The sequence below is a fragment of the Geomonas propionica genome (genome assembly GCF_016458235.1).
Lineage (GTDB): Bacteria > Desulfobacterota > Desulfuromonadia > Geobacterales > Geobacteraceae > Geomonas > Geomonas propionica.
This window is the reverse complement of record NZ_JAEMHK010000009.1, coordinates 130,198-146,505: the sequence shown is the minus strand read 5'-3', so window position 1 is coordinate 146,505 and position 16,308 is coordinate 130,198. Positions and strand designations below refer to the sequence as shown.

Below are 16,308 nucleotides of genomic sequence, written 5' to 3'. Positions count from 1 at the left end.
TTTGTTCACACGGTCTCCATGTTACTGCGGTACACAGGTGTCATTGATCGAAGCAGATCAAGTGGAAGGGGGAAACGACGTCTATGCGGCGTCGAAAGGAAGGTTCACATGTGCCAGGAAGAATTGGTGAGGCTCGAAGACATAAGCAGGAGCGCTGTGAGCGTGGGGAGCGCCCTCAACGTACAGCACGTCCTGCGCCGGTTCCAGGATGACCCGGAGCTGCCGCTCATCGCGGTCACCGAGGACGGACGCTACAAAGGGTCGGTGAGCCGACGCGAACTGCTGAACCTGCTCAGCCGTCCCTTTGCCATGGAGCTGTATTCCAAAAAACCCGCTGACTGCCTGTTGGCAGACCTCAAGGGGAAAGGCGTGGTGTTACCGCCGGACCTCGAGGTAAACGAAGCGGCAGTGCAACTGCTCGCGGTCGATCCAACCCTGCAGACGGATTCGTTCCCCCTCGTTGCTGACGGCAACTGCCTCGGCGTGGTAGCCGTCGCCGACCTGATGATGGCCGTCGCCGAGCAACAAAAGGAACTTCTGGATGCCCTAGGCCGTTTAAGCTCGAGGATCAGGGAGGAAGTAGCGCGCGGGGCGAAGATACAGCAGGACCTCCTCCCCCCGACGCAATTCCGCTTTGGGCCGCTCACCCTGGGCGCTGGCGTCACCACCAGCTCCGAAATTGGCGGCGACTTCTTCGACTATTTTCAGGCCGGTGAAAATCGTCTCGGCCTGGTGATCGCGGACGTGAGCGGCCACGGTGTCCAGTCCGGCATGGTGACCACCGCGGCAAAAGCAAGCCTCCATACCCTGGTTTCCCTTGGAATCACCACCCCCTCCGGGCTGCTGACCGGGATGAACAACGCCATCCTGGCCACGGCGCGACAGACCCTCCTCATGACCTGTCTGATTGCCACACTCGACCTGTCCGCGGGTACTATCTCCGTCGCTAACGCTGGACACAACTTCCCCTTCCTCATCCGCGCCTCCGGTGACGCCCCGCAGATGCTCGAAACGGTTTCCGGGTTTCCGCTGGGGTTCGAGCGCGACGCACAGTACCCGGAGACGACGACGACCTTCGCCCCCGGCGACTGCCTCTTCCTCTACACCGACGGCGTGGTCGAAAGCGCCGATGCCTCGGGAGAGGAATTCGGCTACCTGCGGCTGCAGGAGCTGCTGATGAAGGAGCGATGCCTCCCCCCACACCTACTCCATAAGCGGCTCTTGGAGAGCATCTTCGCCTTCACGGGCCAAAGAACGCTGGAAGACGACGTAACGACCTTGATCGCCTGCCATGGCGCCTAGCTCACAACACAAGGAGACAGAAGACCGTGAAGAAGATTGCCGCCCTATTCCTGGATGAAACCGACCGAGCCGACTGGGAAGCAACCATGTCGGAGGTGGCTGAGCTTGTTTGCCTTACCGTCGACGGAAACCTCGCATCCACGCTCGACGCCCTCCTGCAGTCCGGTACGGACTCCGAACCGGGCGTCATCGTGATTTCTGCAAAACTTTATCCGGCGGTGTACCCCGAACTGGTGGTGCGGCTGCGCGCGCTGTGCCCTGGAGCTGAATTCCTAGTCATCTCGCGCGACGGCTGTGCGCCGCCGCTCAGGCCCCTGCTGGCAGATCGCATCAGGCACCTCACCATCAGTTCTACGGCAGAGCAACCGGGAGACGAACGTCTGCCCGAGGTGCTGAACAGGCTAGCCCGGCGGCGTCCCTGGGACACCACGTCCTGCCTCAAGGCCGGAACGACCGTGCACAGCTTCGAGCTTAGCTGCAGCGACGACAAGGAACGGGTGATCGCCAAGCTGGAGCGGGTGCTGGAGGGTCAGGGCGAGGAGATGGAACTGTTGAGGCAAAAAGCCTCCCTGCTGGCCGATGAACTCCTCGAAAACGCAATGTACGGCGCCCCCCGTGCCGACCGCGGCACCCCCATGTTCACCAAGGGAGCAAAGCGCGAGATGCTGCCGCAGGAAATCATTGTCTTCAGCTTCGGTTTCGACGGCGAGGTGCTGGCCCTCGACCTCACCGACAACTGGGGCAGCTTGGAGCCCGACCAGGTGCTCGAATACCTCGCCCTCAATGCCGACGGCTTCCAGAACGCGGACGAGTGCGGGGGGCGCGGGCTCTTCATCATCTGGCGGTTTCTGGACCAGTTCCATGTCAGCGTACAGCCGGGCAGGCGCACGGCAGTCGGTGGTCGACTGCACCTCGCATCCACGCTCGACCCGACTGCGCCGCGCGGCTTTCACATCATCAAAGAGGAGATAGCAGCATGATCACAATACCCACTTCAAACGACAACTCTGCAGCGTGCGATTTTTTTGCACTGGAAGGCACCATCGACGCTCACTCGGAGGCGCTGCTCATGGCGATCCCCGCGAGGGTGAAGCACCCGGTGGTCCGTTTCGACTTCACCAACGCGGGAAGGATTAACTCGATGGGAGTGGCGCTCTTGCTGCGTTGCTTCAAGGAAATCAGGAGCAAGGCGGAGATCAGGCTTGAGGGGTTGAGCCAGATGCACGCCATGCTCTTCAAGATGACAGGGGTTTTCCTCCTGGCGACGCCGGTCGAGCGAAAAAAGGAGGCGGCGGCATGAAGTTGCTCGACCTGCTTTTCGGCGGACCGTTCGGCCGCTTCGATCGGTCGCTGGGACAACTACAGGAGATACGGGATTCCTACCACCAGCTCAATATCGAGATTTACGGCGAACAACTGGCGGCCCTGCTCAACGACTGGTAGAACTGGCGCCTTACGCTGCGCCCCTTGAGGCAGCCGATCAACAAGGGGTGCAGCGCAAGTGCCAGCGACACCACAATGCTTATCATCCCCTCCATCCCTCCATCCCTCCATCCCTCCATCCCTCCATCCCTCCATCCCTTCATCCCTTCATCCCTTCATCCCTTCATCCCTTCATCCCTTCATCCATCCCTTCATCCATCCCTTCCATCCCTTCCATCCCCTTCACCGTTCCCCACATAAAAGCCCAATCAGGGCCCTATGCCTCCCTTCAAAGCATCGAGCGGAACGTGGGACGTTCACGGCAAGCCCCCAGTGTAAGACAGCCTCTCTCCGTTGGCAAAACGGCAGCAGCAGGACACAAAAAAACCCCAGGTCACCGGTATGCGCCGGCAGCCTGGGGTCGTTTTCGCTTGAAGCGGAAAAGCTACTTGATGGTCTTGACGGTCTTCTGCACCATCTTCACCACGCTCTCCGGCAGCGGCGCGTAGAGCATCGGAGCGGCCATCTTCTGCCCTTTGGTCATGGCCCAGTTCAGGAACTCGACCAGGTGCTTCCCTTTAGCGGCATCCTTCTGCTGCTCGTACACCAGCAGCCAGGTGAAACCGACCACCGGGTACGCATCCTTGCCCGGCTGGTTCACCAGGGAGATGCGGTAATCGGCGGGCATGTGTTTCACGGCCGCAGCGGCAGCGGCGCTGGTGGACTTGATGGAGGGCTCTACGAACACGCCGGCTTGGTTCTTCAGCGAAGCGTAGGGAAGCTTATTCTCGAAAGCGTAGGCGAGTTCGACGTAGCCGATGGAGTACGGGGTGGTCTTGATCTGGCCCGCTACCCCTTCGTTGCCCTTGCCGCCGAGGCCAACCGGCCACTTGACGGAAGCACCCTTGCCCACCTTTTGGGCCCAGTCACGGTTTACCCCGGTCAGGTAATCGGTGAAGATGCTGGTGGTGCCGGACCCGTCGGAGCGGTGCACGACGATGATCGGCTTCGCCGGGAGATGCACGCCTTTATTGTCATCGGCGATCCTCGGGTCGTTCCACATGGTGATCTTGCCGAGGTAGATGTTGGCCAGGTCCTCGGAGTTGAGCTTGATGCCGGTGCCGACGCCCGGCACGTTGTAGGTCACCACGACGGCGCCCATGACGGTGGGGATGTGGATCAGCTTGCCGGGAGCGCCCTTCAACTCGTCATCGGAGAGGAACTTGTCGCTCGCACCGAAGTCGACGGTTTGTGCCGTGATCTGCTTGATGCCGCCGCCGCTACCGATGGACTGGTAGTTGAACTTCACGCCCTTGTCCACCTTGGCGTACTCGGTGAACCACTTGGAGTACAGGGGGTACGGGAAGGTGGCGCCAGCGCCGTTGATGAGGGTCTCTGCGGATGCCTGAGCTGCGGTGCCCACGGCGACCATCAGGGCCAGGGTGGTCAATACTTTCTTCATGCTCTTGATCATTTTGTAGTCTCCTTTCTGGGTTTGTGGGGACTATAAGCCAGAAATGTCGCAGTTTCGTTACAGTCAGAGCAAGAATTTGTAAATATTACCCTCCGCCCCATCCCGCCCCCGTACGCGGCTGGCTGGAAGCGCGACTGGCGCCCCGGCGCACCGGCACAAAAAGATCTTCCTCCCAATTTCGCCTGGCTCAAGGCGTTTCGTCACCCGTCGCTGCACTGTCTGTAGCCCGTGCAAGGATTCATGAACTTTTAGCGTATCTGTAACAACGCTGTAACATTGCTCCGGCATCCTAGCCACGACGCAGGGGGAAACAGAGAAAAGATCCTCGGCGCAGACGGTTCAATGACGGAGGCGGTGCTTGGAGATAGACGCACGCAGTTCCTACTGCAGCAATGAAACGGAGACAAACGTGGCACCAGTGACGACACATACACGCCCGGCTCAAAGCGCAAAGAAGGTAAATGGAGATTACGTCTTTCGTTGTCTCACCACCTTATTCGCCCTCAGCATCCTGGCGATACTGGCACTCATGATCTATGAGATGACCGGCGAGAGCATGCCCGCGATCAAGGCGTTCGGGTGGAAGTTCGTGACGTCCAGGGAATGGGACGCCGTGCAGGGAATCTTTGGCGCCCTCCCCTACCTGTACGGGTCGGTTGTCTCGTCGGTGCTCGCTCTTTTACTGGCGACCCCGCTCAGCATCGGCGCGGCCCTCTTCATAACGGAGGTAGCTCCCGGCAAGATAGGCGCCATCGTGGCGCCGCTCGTCGAGCTGCTGGCCGCCATCCCTTCGGTCATCTACGGCCTGTGGGGAGTACTGGTCATGGCGCCCTGGCTCCAATCCACGGTGCAGCCCTTCCTGATCGAGCACTTCGGTTTCATCCCGCTCTTCCAGGGAGCGCCCTACGGCGTCAGCATGCTGGCGGCCATCTTCATCCTCATGATCATGGTGGTGCCGATCATCACCTCCATCACGCGCGAGGTGCTCCTGGCGGTGCCGCAAAGCCAGAAGGAAGCGGCCATCGCCCTCGGGGCCACCCGCTGGGAGACCATCAAGATCGCCATCCTTCCCTACGGAAAGTCCGGCATCCTAGGCGCTGCCATCCTGGGACTCGGGCGCGCCATCGGTGAGACCATGGCCGTTACCATGGTGATCGGCAACGCCCCCAACATATCGCTTTCCCTGCTCTCCCCCGCGTACACCATGCCGAGCGTCATCGCCAACGAATTCGCGGAGACGACCTCGAAGCTGCATGCCTCCGCGCTCATGGAGATCGGCCTGATCCTCATGTTGGTTACTCTGGTCGTCAACGCCCTGGCGAGGCTGTTGATCTGGAGCGTGTCGAGAAGCGCCAAGGGAGGTGCGGCATGATGCAGGGCGTCACATTGCGCAAGATGAAGAACCACCTGATGAGTTTTGTCATGCTCGCCTGCACGCTGGCCGTTTTGATACCGCTGGGGCTCATCTTCTTCCACATCGTCAAGATGGGGATCAGTTCGCTCTCCCTGGACTTCTTCACCCACATCCCGGCACCGACCGGCGAGCCGGGCGGTGGTATGGCCAACGGCATGCTCGGCTCTTTGATCATGATCGGGGGAGCTTCCTTGATCGGGCTTCCCATCGGCATCCTCGGCGCCATCTACCTCTCGGAATTCGGCGGCTCCAAGATCTCCACCCTGATCAGGTTCGCCGCGGACGTCCTCTCGGGCACCCCCTCCATCATCACCGGCATGGTGGCCTACACGCTCCTCGTTGTGCCGATGAAAGGATTCTCGGGCCTGGCGGGTTCGATCGCCCTGGCGATGATCATGATTCCGATCGTCTTACGCACCACCGAGGAGCAGTTGAAGATGGTTCCCGGCTCGCTCAGGGAGGCGTCGCTCGCCCTCGGCGTCCCCTTCTGGCGCACCAGCCTCAAGGTGACCCTGAGAAGCGCCCTCTCCGGCGTGCTGACCGGCATTCTGCTCGCTGTCGCCAGGATCGCAGGGGAGACGGCGCCGCTGCTCTTCACCGCGCTCGGCAACCAGTTCTGGAGCAAGAACGTCATGCAGCCGATGGCGGCGCTCCCCCTGCAGATCTTCAGCTTCGCCATCGCTCCCTACGAGGACTGGCACAAACTGGCCTGGGCCGGAGCGCTGGTACTGGTCACCGTCATGTTCGCCCTGAGCCTCACAGCCCGCTACTTCGGCAGGACGAGACAGGCAAGGTAGCTTTTACGGAAAGATAAAGGAAAAGAGGAAAAGATGAATAACAAGGTACAGCTGGAACAGGTCAACATACATTTCGGCAAGACCCACGCGGTGCGCGACATCAGCATGACCTTCCCGGAAAACAGCGTGACCGCCATCATCGGCCCGTCGGGCTGCGGCAAGTCCACGCTCCTGCGCTCCATGAACAGGATGCACGACCTAGTACCGTCGGCGCGTGTCACCGGAAAGATCCTGGTGGACAACGGTGACATCTACGACAGAAGCGTCGACCCGGTAGCCATCCGCCGCCGGGTGGGGATGGTCTTCCAAAAGCCCAATCCCTTCCCCGCCATGTCCATTTATGATAACGTCATCGCCGGCTACAAGCTGAACGGCAGGCTGCCACGCGATGAGGCGGACGAAATCGTGGAGAGCTGCCTGAAGCGCGTGGCGCTCTGGGACGAGGTGAAAGACCGGCTTAGAAGTAACGCCATGATGCTTTCCGGCGGCCAGCAGCAGCGCCTCTGCATCGCGCGCACCATCGCCGTCAAGCCCGAGGTGATCCTCATGGACGAGCCCGCCTCCGCCCTCGACCCCATCTCGACCCTGAAAATCGAGGAACTGATCGAAGAGCTTAAGGAGCGCTACACCATCATCATCGTCACCCATAACATGCAGCAGGCCGCGCGCGTTTCCGACTACACCGCCTTTTTATACATGGGTGACCTGGTCGAGTGCGGAGAGACCAAGAAGATCTTCACGACCCCCGAGGTGAAGCGGACCGAGGATTACATCACCGGCCGGTTCGGCTAATCCGTAAGCTGCGAGCGGCGCAACCATAAAAATACCGGAGAAGACATGGAAAGAGAACATTTCAGCAAGCAGTTCGACAACGAACTGAACCAGATACGCGAGAAGCTCCTGGAGATGGGCGGCAAAGTCGAATCGATGATCGCCAACGCGATGAAGTCCCTCGTGGAAAGGGACACGGAACTCGCGGAGCGGACCATCGCTTTCGACCACGAGATCAACACCCTGGAGATGATGATCGACGATCGGTGTCTGGAGGTCCTGGCCCGCCGCCAGCCGGCCGCGCGCGACCTGCGCTTCATCACCCTGGCTTTGAAGATCGTGACCGACCTGGAGCGGATCGGCGACCAATGCGCCAATATCTGCAAGCGCGCCCGCGAACTGAACCAGGAGCCGTCGCTGAAGCCGTACATCGACCTGCCGCGCATGGCACAGGCCGCTTCGAACATGGTGACGGAAGCGCTGGACGCCTTCGTGCGCGGCGACGACGAGCTGGCCATCAAGGTCTGCCAGGACGACCAGTGCGTAGACGAGCTGAACGAGCAGATCCAACGCGAACTCCTGACCTTCATGATGGCCGACCCGAAGACCATCAGCCGCGCCATGAAGATCATCCAGGTCTCCAAAGGCCTGGAGCGCATCGCCGACCACGCCACCAACATCGCGGAAATGGTCATCTTCATGATCAAGGGCAAGGACATCCGACACACCATCGCCTGACGCGTCCGGCGCTGTCACGTTACCCGGCACGTTCACAAAAAGGACCGTAACTACGGTCCTTTTTGTTTAACCGGCCCCTTCTTCGCCGCGAGATTTCACACAATCCGGTCAGAGTGGTAACCGAACTGAAACATGAAGCTGCTATCTTTCCACCGTCACAATGAACGGAAAAAGGAGACAGCTCATCATGTGGAAAAACATCGTTAAAAGCTTCCTTGCACTTGCCCTGGCCTTTTCGGCCGCTTCCGGCTCCGCGTACGCGGAAACCGCCCTTACCGGCGCCGGCGCCACCTTCCCCCATCCGCTCTACAGCAAGTGGTTCCGGGACTACCAGGCGGTCGATTCAGGTGTCACCTTCAGCTACGACGCGCAGGGAAGCGGCGAGGGCATCCGGCGGATTCTTGCCCGAGAGGTAGATTTTGGCGCCTCTGACAAGTTCCTCTCTGACGAGGAACTGAACAAGGCCCCCGGCAAGCTGCTGCACATTCCCACGGTAATGGGGGCGGTAGCCGTCACCTACCACCTCCCCGGCATCGGTTCCGGCCTGAAGCTGACGCCGCAGGCGCTCGCCGGGATCTACCTCGGCAAAGTCACCAAGTGGAACGATCCGCTGATCGCGAAGGCGAACGGCAAGCTGAAACTTCCGGCCGAGGAGATCGTCGTGGTGCACCGCTCCGATGCAAGCGGCACCACCAGCATCTTCACCGATTACCTGAGTGCGGTGAACGCATCTTGGGCTAAGAATATCGGGAGGGGAACCACCGTAGCCTGGCCTGCGGGCATCGGCGCCAAAGGAAGCAACTCGGTGGTCAAGAAGATCGAGGAGACCCCCTACAGCATCGGCTACGTCGAGATCGCCTATGCGCTGGAGAACGAGTTGGATACCGCGGCGCTGAAGAATCAGGCCGGGAAGTTCGTCAAGCCGACCATGCTCTCCACCAGGGCCGCTGCGGTTCAGGGGATGAAGAAGCTCAAGGTGAAAGAGGGGAGCGAGCCGGACTACCGTCTGTCGCTGGTGAACCAACCTGGCAAGGACGCCTATCCCGTAGTCGGTCTGACCTGGCTCTTGGTGTATCGTGACCAGCAAGATCCGGTCAAAGGGAGGAAACTGGTAGAGTTTCTCACCTGGCAGTTGAAAAAGGCCGAGAAGATGACCTCCACCCTGCACTACACTCCGCTTCCCGACACCTGGTCCGGCCAAGTGGAAAATACCATCAGGAGCATCGTCGCGCCGCAGCAGTGACAGTCTGGCCACAACCGAACACCCCTATGACAGCAAAATGCCACGGCATCCGCCGTGGCATTGGTCACTGTGCCCAAGATTTAACCCTTCTGTAACAGGTTGTACACAATAGATCGGTATGAATGTACGGTAAAAAGAGCCTGTGAGGTAACCATGCAAACCATATTGATCGTCGAAGACGAGAGGGACCTCGCGGAACTCCTCTCCTTCAATCTCGAGAGGGAAGGATTCAAGACCATCATCGCCACCGATGGTCTTGAGGGACTTGCGAACGTTGGCCATTGCCAGCCCGACCTGGTCATCCTCGACCTCATGCTGCCAGGTATGTTGGGCACGGATGTCTGTAAGAACCTGAAGAAATCCGAAAGAACCTCCCATATCCCGGTGATCATGCTCACGGCAAAAGGTGAGGAGATCGACAAGGTCGTCGGATTCGAGGTCGGAGCCGATGATTACGTCGTGAAGCCTTTCTCGAGCAGGGAACTGCTCCTTCGCGTGAAGGCGGTACTCAGACGCACCAATACCGAATCCGTTTCCAGTCCGATGCTTCTGTTCGGGCTCATAATGATCGACACGGACCGCCACATAGTCATGGTCGACGGTGAGGAGATCTTCTTCACCAGCACCGAGTTCAAACTGCTACACACCCTGGCGCAAAGACCTGGAAGGGTTCAAAGCCGTGACGTTTTGTTGCGGGATGTTTGGGGATACAACTTCGTGGAAGACAGCCGGACCGTCGACACCCACATCACCCGCTTGCGCACCAAACTTGGATCAGCCGGTGACCTTATCAAGACCGTGCGCGGTTTCGGCTACAAGCTCGACTTGCAATGACCTTAGTCGGCGGGCTGATAAAGCCAACCATCTGGGTTTTGGTGTACAGCTCGAAAACAAAAAGGGACTTGCAGCATCTGCAAGTCCCTTGATTTGGTTGGTTGCGGGGACAGGATTTGAACCTGTGACCTTCGGGTTATGAGGGCTATTAGCCTTCCATCACTACCCCGTACAAATTTAGCAACTTACAGTTATATTAGGCGGTTATGTATCATGAGGCAACCTACCATGTCAACCATTCTTACCATATTTACCAACGTTTGGTGTACAGTTTGGTGTACAGAAGTCCTCTGATGTCAATCAGCATCCAATTTTGACCCACCATCGGCATCTTGAGCCCCACACCTCAATCTGTAAAGGCTCAATATTTCATAGGAGGGTGGTCAACGTTCGACGCCGATAGTGGGTCATTATTCGAAGCCGATCCACAAGCAATTGGGCCTTGAGTAACTTTCCCGGCGGAATCGACGGCCTACCGGCAGACGCGGAGACGCTGTCAAAGAGTTTGTCCATTCCAGCCAAGGCTTCATCGGCCATTTTTCTGATGGCTCGCAATGGATGATCCTGGGGAACGAAGGATTCAGGGGGCACATAGGTGAAAAGAGCCTCTGTCTTGTTGTCCGTTCCGCGCATAACATTACTTTGTAATTGCAATGTGTTACTCGCCGAAGTTTACCACAAAGAGGCTCTTTTCTGAACTTAGATTTTCAACAACCTGTTAAAAGTTATAGGACATCACTAGTTTGAGCGCTTATTTCAACCCTCAGACTGACTTGGCAACCTGGCCACCTCAAACCTGCCCTCCAGAGTGCTTTTCCTAGCCAAAATAATATGATCTAAATAAAGGTGGCCATTATCAGGAAGTATCTTACTTAATAGTGATGCAACAATGAATACAGGTGCAACCAACATGATTTGTGTAATCTTATAAAAGATTGGATTGATATTAAAATTTTTGTAGATATAAATACCAAACAATTGCGCAATAGTTTCTATATAGGTGCTACTCTTGTCATGCTCAATTATTTCAAAACCATGACATTCCAATATATAATTGATACCAAATTCTGTGTATCTAGCAAAGTCGTAAGGAACTTCATGCTGGTCCCAGCAAAAAGGAATCGTAATCAGAATGAACCCATCTGGCTTGATAACTCTATAAATCTCATCCAATATATGATCAAGATTAAAAACATGTTCGAGCACTTCTGAAGTGAATACAGAGTCAAAATAATCATCTGCAAACGGAATTGTAATACCGTCATAATAAACATCTATTTGTGATTCAGTGTGATCATGTCCACTTTCTACAACATCAATTCCGGTATAACTTTTAACCTCAAATAAATCGTAATAAGGCTTTTTACCACAACCGAAATCTAGTAGAGCACCATTTAGACAATTTGCATACTTCTTAATGCCTCTGTGCAGCCCTCGTCTTGAAAAGTAAAATGAATTTAGAAAGATAGATCCAAAGCACGGGTAAAATACTTGTTTCTGATATGCACTCCTTAAAAAATCAAAAATCATCGCCAACTTCTCCAAAACTGTCAATTTGCATCCAATTTTGACCACCACCGGCATTTCGAACCCCACCAGCAATCTGTAACTGCCCAATATTCGCCGAGAGGGGGCAGCCTTGGATACCGATACTGGTTTAAAATTCAAAGACGATTCACAATGTTAGTGTTATCGTCCCAGATAAAGTGTAATCCCCGGTTTGATCAGATCGATGTTCAGGTAGTGTTTCGTGCGTCAAGTCTTGATCTGATCAAAAAGAAGCCGCCAAACCCGACAGCAACCAGAATTAGCGTATGCGGCTCAGGTACAGGTTGTGCTAGAGGGGTGATGCTTCCCTGCAAGTGCCAATATGGGCCGGCTGAAATCGACAGAGAAGTCAGCTCGATTTGGGTTTGATTCTTAGGGAGCATCACACCGTCGACAATGTCTTTGAGTGTAAAGTCAACCCATAAGTGCTCGAAATATGTACTTTTCACGTCCCCAGTGAAATACAATCCTCCATCCGTGCCCATCTCAATATAGCCATCACCAGCAGAGTTCTCGAAGAGTTGGCAGATAGCTGTATTATTTCCTAGCTGCCAACTCTGTGGCCCAAATTTCAAGGAGAATAATAACATGTCGTTCGTCGGAATAAAGAATTCCGAGTTAGCTGGCAAAAGATCAGAATCGTAGATTAGGGTGCCAGTAAAGCGGCTTCCCGGTGAGAAGTTATCTCCTGGTACAAAGGTCGCACCTGCATTCAGGTCTGGCACATTGAGGTTCGTCACGGCACCTGCAAAATCAATGGTCGTTGGTGTGGCGAGCGCATTGCCCAGCATGAAAAGCCCGAATATAAGTGATAAACCGAAAAAAAGTGTTACCTTTCCAATTGCGGTAATCATGAGATCCTCCTCTAGCTTTCAGTTGTTGCTTGATTTGCTCAGGGGTGCTTTCTCGTAAATCGCAACGGTTAGAATGTTATGTGCGGCTTCCACCTATGTCAGACCTGAACCCTTCGTTCCCAGAACCATCCACTGCGTGTCAATAAGAAAATGCCAGATGGCGTGTCAATCGGCATCCAATTTTAACCCACCATCGGCATGTTGAGACCCACCCCTCAACCTATAAAGGCTCAATATTTCATAGGGGGTGGGTCACCGTTGGACGCCGATACCGGGTTAAAATTCGAAGCCGACCCACAACCTTGCACGCCGATACTGGATTGAAATCCGAAGCCGATCCACAATCTACCATCAGAAAACCCATGACCACGAGGTACATCCTCGAGATAAGCATGCTAATCCTTCCTTTCCAATCTCTTCACGAAACCGTTAAATGAATTAAACCCAACACTCGTGACAAAGAAAAACCCCACCTATAAACAATAGGCGGGGTGGGGAGTGCCTCCGGAACCGAGAAATATATCACTCGGTAACCCGGCGATCCTTAAAGAGGACCCGTGGCTTTGCGTCGCTAGATTACTCTAGGTTTGCCTTTTCGAGATATCAACTTTTATTCAATGAATATACGTAAACCTAGACAGGTGTCAAGATTATTTGGAAATGTAGTATCCATCCAAATCTCCATGAGTATTTCCCAAAGAACTATGCAATAAGGGATAACGCAGCCCTTGTCAACACGCTTGCCTCCAGTATCATCGGCTACGGGATAAGACCAGCCATGGTAAGCCTCCTGTGGCGAGGCCCCCTTGGGCTTTGGTGTACAAATTGGTGTACAGACCAAAAACAAAAAGGGACCTGCAGAATCTGCAAGTCCCTGAATTTATTTGGTTGCGGGGACAGGATTTGAACCTGTGACCTTCGGGTTATGAGCCCGACGAGCTACCAGACTGCTCCACCCCGCGTCATTGAGTCCCAACTTGTACCACAGCCTTTCCGTCACCGTCAACCTTTTTCTTGAAAAAAGTTTGAGCGATCAAAAGAACCGTCCCGACGGGATGAAGCAGGCGGAACAAAACGAACGGGGGAGCCGCCTTTGAGGCAGCCCCCCCGTCTCGTCCAGCCCAATCGGCACGCCGCCTTAGGGGAAGTTGATGTCCACCTGGGTGGTGAAGGTATTCTTGCCGGCCAACTGCTGGTCGTTGTAGATGTCGTAGCCGAGGATCACCGAGACGTTCTTGGAGAAGGCCCAGGAGGCGCCGAAGCTGAAGGCCCCGACGGTGTTCTTACCGCCCTGGTAGTCGGCGGCGAGCCAGAGCTTGTCGGAGATCTCGCTCATGGTGCGGTCCCAGGAGAGGAGCACGCCGTCATCCTTGGGCCCGATCACCTTGTCGTTGCCGAAGTAGTAGCCGGCGGAGAGGCGCCCCACGACCGGAAGGGTCTTCGCGGCGAGACCGTACATGATGTTCTGGTCGGTGCGGAAGGCGCTGTTCTTGTCGCCGTTGGTGCCGAAGCCGTAGCCGCCCACGGCGAGAGCCGGGGAGAGTTCGAACAGGGACCCTTCCGGGGTGCCGATCTTGGCGTTGAAGTAGATCGGCCTGCTGTCATAGCCGTTGGAGCCGCTGGTGATATAGTCCACACCGACCTCGGCCTGGATCTTCTCGAAGGGGAGCACGCCGGCAGTGACGCCGAGGTCGTAGACGTTGCCTACGCTGGAGTTGTTGGAGGTGCGGGTGTAGTTGTCGACACCGAGGTGCAGGCTCTTGAAGCCCTGGATGTCGGTGGAGGGGATCCAGATCTGGGTGGAGGGGGTCGCCATTGCGATCCCGCTGGTTGCGATGGTCAGCGCCGTTGCCATGATGAGGCTTTTGATGGTTCTTTTCATGTCTTACTCCTTTGTAATTGTATTTCTTTCTGTATTGGTGCTGCGTAGATCTCTCCAAAACTGCCAACCGTTACGTCCGAACCTCCCCCTTTCACTGGATTGCATAAAAAAAGGCGCCTCTCATCCATAGTGGAGAGGCGCCTTTGCCTGTCTTGCCTGCGGTCCCGTGCACTTCGTTGTGCTTCGGTACCTGATCATCATTTAGCAGAAGCTGTGCCACATTATCGTTTTCAGCAGAAGCCGTAATCGTTACACCTAGTTACGCAAAAGTGGCCGATCAACGACCTCGATCCGCCTGACCCAATACAGGCAGAACCGCCTAATACTTGTGCAACGACGGGGGCTCCCACCGCCGCCTCGTGCACCCACGCGACAACCGCGCCGCCACAATGCGAACCGGCCTGGATACCGGTTTTATGACCCTTTATTTATTTGTAAAGCGGACCAAGAAAAGGTAGATTGTCCCCGTTGCAACGAGATCCGGCAGGCGCCGGGGCGGAGGATGTACGTGGTCATCACCTTCATAACGATTTTCGCGATAGGGATCGCGGCCGGCGTGGTCGGGGCGATCCTGGGCCTTGGTGGCGGCATCATCATCGTCCCCGCCCTCACCCTCGGTTTTGGCATGCCGATGCGTACCGCGGTGGCAGCCTCGACCGTCTGCATCATCGCCACCTCGACCGGTGCCGCGGTGGCCTTCCTGCGAGACCGCCTCACCAACACCCGGGTGGCGATCTGGCTCGAGATGGGGACCTCGCTGGGGGCCCTGACCGGTGCCCTGGTGGCGGCCCTGGTGAACCAGCGCGTCCTGTTCGTCCTGTTCGGCCTGCTGCTGGCCTATTCCGCCTACAACATGTTCCGCACCCGCAAGGAGCACGCGAGGCCCGAGGTGATCCCGGACGCCATCTCCAGCAAGCTCAGGCTGGGGGGCTCCTACTACGACAAGGCGCTGGGGCGCCGGGTGGAGTACCAGGTGACCCGGACGCTACCGGGGCTGATCATCATGTACTTCTCGGGGGCGGCTGCGGGGCTTTTGGGGATCGGGGCGGGGATCTTCAAGGTGCCGGCCATGGACCAGGTGATGGGGATGCCCTTCAAGGCGTCCAGCGCCACCTCCAATTTCATGATCGGGGTGACCGCTGCCTCGGGGGCGGTAGTGTACTTCGCGCGCGGCGACGTGAAGCCGCTGGTGGCGGGGCCGGTAGTGCTCGGGGTGCTGCTCGGGGCGATACTGGGTGCGCGCCTGATGATGCGCATGCCGGCCAGCAAGATCAGGCTTTTCTTCATGCCGATCTTGGCCTACACGGCCATCGAGATGATCTACAAGGGGGTTAAGTGGTGGTAGCGATCGAACCGGAGGAAAAGACAGAGCATCCGATCGAGCTGGTGCTGGCGAGGCTGTTGCGGCTGGGTTCTCTGGTCGCTGCGGCGCTGCTGGCGGTGGGGATCGCCCTGATGATACTCGGTCAGACCGGGCTCGCGCCCAAGCTGATCACCGCGGGGCTCCTGGTGCTGCTCGGCACCCCGGTCATGCGGGTGATCGCCGCCGCCGTGATCTTCGTGAAGGAGCGCGACTGGCACTTCGCCCTGTTCTCCCTGGTGGTGCTCTGCGCCCTCGCCGCAGGAATCTACTTCGGCAAGGAGATGTGACCGGGGCTATGCCCCTTCCTCCTCCCTTCCCGCTTTACCGCTGCCTGCCAGTTTCTGGCGCGCTCTTTCGGCAATCTGCCGCCTGCGCGGCCCGCTCACCAGCTTCTCTTCCAGAAAGGCGATCATGGCGATTCCCGCCGTGACCAGCACCCCGATACCCAACAGCTTCAACACGAACATCGCTTACCCCGCTTTTTCCTTCGTCTTTACGCCTGCCCAATCTGCCTGAAGCGCCGTCGGTTGTCAACCTTCCCATCCCCATGCCCGTGAACAGCCCCGCCAGATTAGATTGGCATAACGTTTCTTTTCATGTAGAATAAAGCGGCTTTTCCCTCATGATCTGCAGTCCCTCACCGATAAGGAATGGATCTGCTTCGCC

The 16,308-nt window shown here is 56.8% G+C and carries 17 protein-coding genes, 1 tRNA gene, 1 pseudogene and 1 riboswitch; of the genes and pseudogenes, 12 read left to right on the top strand and 7 right to left on the bottom strand.

From position 1 onward, the window contains the following. Positions 1–108: 108 nt before the first annotated feature. From JFN90_RS13195 to JFN90_RS13180, 4 genes are read left to right on the top strand one after another with little or no spacing between them, the layout of a single operon-like run. Positions 109–1,302: a PP2C family protein-serine/threonine phosphatase gene (locus tag JFN90_RS13195; RefSeq protein WP_199395580.1), complete on the top strand. Its 1,194-nt coding sequence runs from the start codon at positions 109–111 to the stop codon at positions 1,300–1,302. A 26-nt stretch (positions 1,303–1,328) separates the two neighbouring features. After that, positions 1,329–2,282 (top strand): hypothetical protein, encoded by a 954-nt coding sequence (locus JFN90_RS13190; protein ID WP_199395579.1) that lies wholly within the window; start codon positions 1,329–1,331, stop codon positions 2,280–2,282. Beyond that, positions 2,279–2,602 (top strand): STAS domain-containing protein, encoded by a 324-nt coding sequence (locus tag JFN90_RS13185; protein WP_199395578.1) that lies wholly within the window; start codon positions 2,279–2,281, stop codon positions 2,600–2,602. The genes JFN90_RS13190 and JFN90_RS13185 overlap by 4 nt, the downstream gene beginning before the upstream one ends. Next, complete coding sequence (locus JFN90_RS13180; protein WP_199395577.1) at positions 2,599–2,745, top strand: hypothetical protein; 147 nt, start codon at positions 2,599–2,601, stop codon at positions 2,743–2,745. The genes JFN90_RS13185 and JFN90_RS13180 overlap by 4 nt, the downstream gene beginning before the upstream one ends. A 424-nt stretch (positions 2,746–3,169) precedes the next feature. Here JFN90_RS13180 and pstS (JFN90_RS13175) read toward each other — a convergent pair whose 3' ends face one another. Then, complete coding sequence (gene pstS / locus JFN90_RS13175) at positions 3,170–4,198, bottom strand: phosphate ABC transporter substrate-binding protein PstS (RefSeq protein WP_199395576.1); 1,029 nt, start codon at positions 4,196–4,198, stop codon at positions 3,170–3,172. A gap of 418 nt (positions 4,199–4,616) precedes the next feature. On the opposite strand from pstS (JFN90_RS13175), the gene pstC reads away from it, so the two are divergent. The 6 genes from pstC (at position 4,617) to JFN90_RS13145 (ending at position 9,995) form a co-directional block, all read left to right on the top strand. Then, a complete protein-coding gene (gene pstC, locus JFN90_RS13170) occupies positions 4,617–5,570 on the top strand; it encodes a phosphate ABC transporter permease subunit PstC (RefSeq protein ID WP_407931927.1) in 954 nt (317 codons plus the stop codon). Continuing rightward, positions 5,567–6,409 (top strand): phosphate ABC transporter permease PstA, encoded by an 843-nt coding sequence (gene pstA, locus JFN90_RS13165; RefSeq protein WP_199395574.1) that lies wholly within the window; start codon positions 5,567–5,569, stop codon positions 6,407–6,409. Before pstC ends, pstA begins: the two co-directional genes overlap by 4 nt. A gap of 33 nt (positions 6,410–6,442) precedes the next feature. Continuing rightward, the gene (gene pstB / locus JFN90_RS13160) at positions 6,443–7,201 is read left to right on the top strand and encodes a phosphate ABC transporter ATP-binding protein PstB (RefSeq protein ID WP_199395573.1); all 759 of its coding nucleotides are present in this window, start codon (positions 6,443–6,445) and stop codon (positions 7,199–7,201) included. A 45-nt stretch (positions 7,202–7,246) separates the two neighbouring features. Beyond that, on the top strand, positions 7,247–7,918 hold the full coding sequence (gene phoU, locus JFN90_RS13155) for a phosphate signaling complex protein PhoU (protein ID WP_199395572.1): 672 nt from the start codon (positions 7,247–7,249) through the stop codon (positions 7,916–7,918). Positions 7,919–8,105: 187 nt separating this feature from the next. Next, positions 8,106–9,161 carry a phosphate ABC transporter substrate-binding protein PstS gene (gene pstS, locus JFN90_RS13150; protein ID WP_199395571.1) on the top strand — a complete coding sequence of 352 codons (1,056 nt, stop codon included), beginning with the start codon at positions 8,106–8,108 and terminating at the stop codon, positions 9,159–9,161. Between the two features lie 153 nt (positions 9,162–9,314). Then, positions 9,315–9,995: a response regulator gene (locus JFN90_RS13145; protein ID WP_199395570.1), complete on the top strand. Its 681-nt coding sequence runs from the start codon at positions 9,315–9,317 to the stop codon at positions 9,993–9,995. Positions 9,996–10,421: 426 nt separating this feature from the next. Here JFN90_RS13145 and JFN90_RS13140 read toward each other — a convergent pair. The 5 genes and pseudogenes from JFN90_RS13140 to JFN90_RS13120 form a co-directional block, all read right to left on the bottom strand. After that, positions 10,422–10,628, bottom strand: a pseudogene (locus tag JFN90_RS13140) (IS5/IS1182 family transposase); the annotation flags it as partial. A 123-nt stretch (positions 10,629–10,751) separates the two neighbouring features. Further along, positions 10,752–11,579, bottom strand: a complete 828-nt coding sequence (locus JFN90_RS13135; RefSeq protein ID WP_199395569.1) for a class I SAM-dependent methyltransferase — start codon at positions 11,577–11,579, stop codon at positions 10,752–10,754. A gap of 152 nt (positions 11,580–11,731) precedes the next feature. Continuing rightward, complete coding sequence (locus tag JFN90_RS13130; RefSeq protein ID WP_199395568.1) at positions 11,732–12,397, bottom strand: hypothetical protein; 666 nt, start codon at positions 12,395–12,397, stop codon at positions 11,732–11,734. 525 nt (positions 12,398–12,922) lie between these two features. Next, positions 12,923–12,999: riboswitch (cyclic di-GMP riboswitch) on the bottom strand. A gap of 283 nt (positions 13,000–13,282) precedes the next feature. Beyond that, positions 13,283–13,359: transfer RNA gene (locus tag JFN90_RS13125), tRNA-Met, on the bottom strand. Positions 13,360–13,535: 176 nt separating this feature from the next. Then, positions 13,536–14,279, bottom strand: coding sequence for a hypothetical protein (locus tag JFN90_RS13120; RefSeq protein ID WP_199395567.1), 744 nt, complete (start codon positions 14,277–14,279; stop codon positions 13,536–13,538). Between the two features lie 502 nt (positions 14,280–14,781). Here JFN90_RS13120 and JFN90_RS13115 point away from each other — a divergent pair. Together JFN90_RS13115 and JFN90_RS13110 are read left to right on the top strand one after the other, a co-directional pair. Then, positions 14,782–15,624, top strand: coding sequence for a sulfite exporter TauE/SafE family protein (locus JFN90_RS13115; RefSeq protein WP_199395566.1), 843 nt, complete (start codon positions 14,782–14,784; stop codon positions 15,622–15,624). Further along, positions 15,618–15,929, top strand: coding sequence for a DUF1634 domain-containing protein (locus JFN90_RS13110; RefSeq protein ID WP_328755673.1), 312 nt, complete (start codon positions 15,618–15,620; stop codon positions 15,927–15,929). The genes JFN90_RS13115 and JFN90_RS13110 overlap by 7 nt, the downstream gene beginning before the upstream one ends. 6 nt (positions 15,930–15,935) lie before the next feature. On the opposite strand, the gene JFN90_RS13105 is transcribed toward JFN90_RS13110, so the two are convergent. After that, positions 15,936–16,109 (bottom strand): hypothetical protein, encoded by a 174-nt coding sequence (locus JFN90_RS13105; RefSeq protein ID WP_199395564.1) that lies wholly within the window; start codon positions 16,107–16,109, stop codon positions 15,936–15,938. Between the last annotated feature and the right edge of the window lie 199 nt (positions 16,110–16,308).